This is a genomic window from Gilliamella sp. Fer4-1 (genome assembly GCF_001690515.1).
Classification (GTDB): Bacteria; Pseudomonadota; Gammaproteobacteria; order Enterobacterales; family Orbaceae; genus Gilliamella; species Gilliamella apicola_C.
The window spans coordinates 1-3,727 of the sequence record NZ_LZGZ01000100.1; the positions used below are offsets into that span (position 1 = coordinate 1).

6 protein-coding genes are annotated in these 3,727 nt (G+C 31.9%); all 6 read left to right on the forward strand.

The features are described 5' to 3' along the window. Positions 1-432: competence protein ComJ (comJ, locus tag A9G30_RS03715; protein ID WP_218057712.1), on the forward strand; the 432-nt coding region annotated here is incomplete at its 5' end. Between the two features lie 64 nt (positions 433-496). Further along, positions 497-910 carry a DUF6985 domain-containing protein gene (locus A9G30_RS03720; RefSeq protein ID WP_065568105.1) on the forward strand — a complete coding sequence of 138 codons (414 nt, stop codon included), beginning with the start codon at positions 497-499 and terminating at the stop codon, positions 908-910. A gap of 273 nt (positions 911-1,183) precedes the next feature. Continuing rightward, positions 1,184-1,555 carry a hypothetical protein gene (locus A9G30_RS03725; RefSeq protein ID WP_065588103.1) on the forward strand — a complete coding sequence of 124 codons (372 nt, stop codon included), beginning with the start codon at positions 1,184-1,186 and terminating at the stop codon, positions 1,553-1,555. Positions 1,556-1,605: 50 nt separating this feature from the next. Then, positions 1,606-1,887: a hypothetical protein gene (locus A9G30_RS03730; RefSeq protein ID WP_065588104.1), complete on the forward strand. Its 282-nt coding sequence runs from the start codon at positions 1,606-1,608 to the stop codon at positions 1,885-1,887. Positions 1,888-2,239: 352 nt separating this feature from the next. After that, positions 2,240-2,623 (forward strand): hypothetical protein, encoded by a 384-nt coding sequence (locus A9G30_RS03735; RefSeq protein WP_065582910.1) that lies wholly within the window; start codon positions 2,240-2,242, stop codon positions 2,621-2,623. Between the two features lie 299 nt (positions 2,624-2,922). Continuing rightward, positions 2,923-3,727: MFS transporter (locus A9G30_RS03740; RefSeq protein ID WP_141671977.1), on the forward strand; the 805-nt coding region annotated here is incomplete at its 3' end.

Below are 3,727 nucleotides of genomic sequence, written 5' to 3' on the forward strand. Positions count from 1 at the left end.
ATTTTAGTCAGATCCAAACCGTATTGTGAAACGTTGTCGCAGTGGGGGCAGAAAAACATTGAGCAAGGTGCAGTGATTCATCGTGATTATGCCATTTTTGATCCGTTACCTGATGATACTTTCGGTGCAAATGTTTTTTTAACATTAGCAGATAGTTTTACAATAGATACCCAAACCTTACGATGTATTGCTATTCCTTTTTACACCCATCATGAATATAGCGTTGAAGTTGCCTCTGCTACAGAAAAGTTTACCATTGACTTACCATTAAGTGCGCCATTGTATTCGCTGTATTATGAAATTTGTGAAAGTGATGAAGTTTTTTATAAATTTACTTTTGTAGCTACCTCAACCCCAATCGTCGCACACTATATGATTGATGACGAATGGGGAGGAAAAAAACAAAAAATAATTCAATCAGGAGTACTATAATTCCACCTTTGCTATGATTAGCTCTAATTTATAGCCTGTTGTCAAAGCGAATAAAGAACAATAAATGAAAAAGAAAAATAGCCAAAACACCATAAGCTATGTTGTCGAAGACGAAGGCATCGCAGTAGATATTATTTTGCCCCGCTTTGGCCAGCAACCTATCCCAGTTATTTATTTGGAATCATTTGAGTATAACAAGCAAATGAAAGATGCTATTGATTTCATTACATCCCATCAAATTGAATTATACAACATCATCAATAATGAAATGACGACTTATATCTCTCAAGTTTATAATCAAGATGGTAATAAAGCGCTATCACAAATTTCATTAACTAAAATTTACATATTGCTAGATGAAAAAGATGAGTACGGCTTGATGTTTGCGTGGTCAGGGGATAGTGAACATGGTATAGGTATTAAAATGAAAAACATGTCAATAGTAAAAATAGGTGCTGCAGAAATCGCATTTTTATAAAGAAAGTTTGCTATTAGGAATAGAATGTGTTCAAAAAGCAATCCTTTCTTTGTAAAAGATCATGTGAAAAATTTGCAATGCTTTCAAATATTATTAAAATAATATCATTTAGCTAATTACTTGAATTAATATACTTTAATGCTCCGAATTAGAATTAAGTTAGTATAACGAAGTCGTAGTCAAAAAATATTGCGCTGAATCTTGGCTAATTAACTTAATTATAAGTAACTTAATTATCAGCAACATAACCGTTAAAATCTAAAATTAAGCAAGATGTATGAACTAAAAAAACTATGTCATGATTTACATTTACCAAGTGGTGATAAATTCACTCAAGATTGGGCGTATGAATTGCCAGAGCAATACCGAACCGAAGAATGGTTAGATAGATATATTCGTGCTTATACTCATTCAACTTATTCAAAAACACAAAAACGTATATTAATGACTTTGATACTGGATGTCACGAATGATTTAGTTTCATCAGGTATTAGTGTATCCACCTTAACGATTAATCAAGCCCTAAAACTTTTATTGCAGGATTATAATTATCATATGGAACTAATTGAGTATTGGTCATTATCTGACGAACCATTAGCGGACTGTTTTGCGCTAACTCCTGAAATAAGAAAGCTAAAAATGTAATTAACTAAAAAATAATATCCATTATCATCAATTTGCCTGCGAGGTTGATTATGCAACGAACGACTAATCTATCTGATGATGAATTAAAACTGATACAAATGCGATGTGAGAAAGCAACGGCAGGTCCTTGGATCTCTTATCTTGAAGGTCGCGATCATAACAGTGGCAGTAATTTTATTATGACAGGTGATAAAAATAACCGCGGTGAAGATATTGAACTTATTGGTGCAACTATTGCCGATCAAGAATTTATTGCTCATGCTCGACAAGATATACCAAAATTAATTAATGAAATTAGAAGATTAAAGAAGTTAATTGCAAGTTCTACATAATATTACCTAAACACATAAATGAAAGAACAACGCTTGATGAATTTACCATAGTGGGGGCTACTACTTATTACCTATATTCTTTTTCAACGCATTTATAGATTAATATAAATTGATAGAGAATCTTGGCAGATTAAAATGTTTTTAGTGAATGGATTAGCGATGGAAATATTTGTAAACCAACAGTAATGCAACAAAATCAATGAACACTATTTTCATGGTAAGATGCAGTATTCAATGTGACTATTTAAGCTTATTTTACGACTATTTTGTGTGCTTTATTGAAATGAATAAAACCGCTATAACGGCTTAATATATTATAATTGTTAATATCATAAAAAACACAAATAACTCAATGAAAAATTATTACGCATTTGAAAAGTTAAACCCAAAAGAATTTATATTAGGAGCAGAAAAACAGCATATATTTCTTAATATGTTAGATATCGTATGCAAGGGAAATTTAACTTTATTTACGCAATCTTTTTCAAATTTTGTTCATCTATTTCAAAGTGATAGCTTTTACATAGCACATAACCTAATTTACTATAAAGGTAAAAAAGCTATATGCAAAGGGCATGTTGTGAAAGCATTAAAAACTCAACTTATTGATTTTATCGAATATGCAATTAATCATGATGATCTTCGTTCATTTTTAATAACGCCTATTATAGCTAATCCAAATAACAAACAGGTTTTTTATCTTACGGAGGAAGGATTTTATTTATACGAAATATAAATAATTTAAGTTTTTTCTAAATTTTAGTATAACGATAAGTGGTGATCATTACTTCTTTAATTTTTACAATCTGGTGTGGCTTATTTTTAATGCCCGCCATTTTTGCAAACAGAGTTATCATTACCATATAAACATAATAAATCCTATATTAATAAAGGTAGCAAAATCTAAAGGCATATTTATTAGTAAAGTGAGGAAAAATACGTTGCCTTATTTATTTTTAATTTTATTACGTTTATATTAAATTTAAGTATATAATTGGTCAAAATCCCTTTAATCTAATTCTTCAGTGTATTTTTATGACTAATATCTCTTCGTTTCGCCAAAAGCAAAGCGTTATTTTTGTTGCTTTTTTAGTCACTACATTTGTTGTTGGAATTGCTGGTGCTTTACAAGCCCCCACATTAAGTCGGTTTTTAACTTTCGATGTTAATGTTAATTCACGTCTGGTTGGGCTTTTTTTCTCGATTAATGCCTTAGCCAGTATTGTGGGGAGTTTTCTATTAGCTAAATATTCCGACACAAAAGGCGATAGGCGTTATATTGTTATCTTCTGCTGTTTAATGGGCGTAGCTAACAGTATCACTTTTGCGTTTACGCGCCATTATTTGATATTAATTACCTTGGGCGTTTTATTTGCGGCGTTATCGTCGGCTGCTATGCCACAAATTTTTGCATTAGCGCGCGAATATGCTGTTAAAACAGGGCGTAATGTTGTGGCATTTAATTCGCTTATTCGGGCTCAACTTTCACTGGCTTGGGTATTTGGTCCACCAATCTCATTTGGTTTGGCTATTAATTTTGGTTTTACGGCAATGTATTTAGCTGCCATGGGTATGTTTATGGTGGCGATGCTATTTGTTGCTGTATTTTTACCTTCAGTTGAAAAAAATCCTACCTCATCAATAAATAACAACCTAGATCTAAAAGTAGCAAATCAACCACTTTGGCAGAACAGAAATGTGCTATGTTTACTGTTATCTACTGTATTTATGTGGGCTGCGAATATGATGTATATCATCGATATGCCACTTTATGTTGATGAAGTCTTACATTTGCCTGATTCTTTACCTGGCGTATTAATGGGGCTAGCTGCGGGTATTG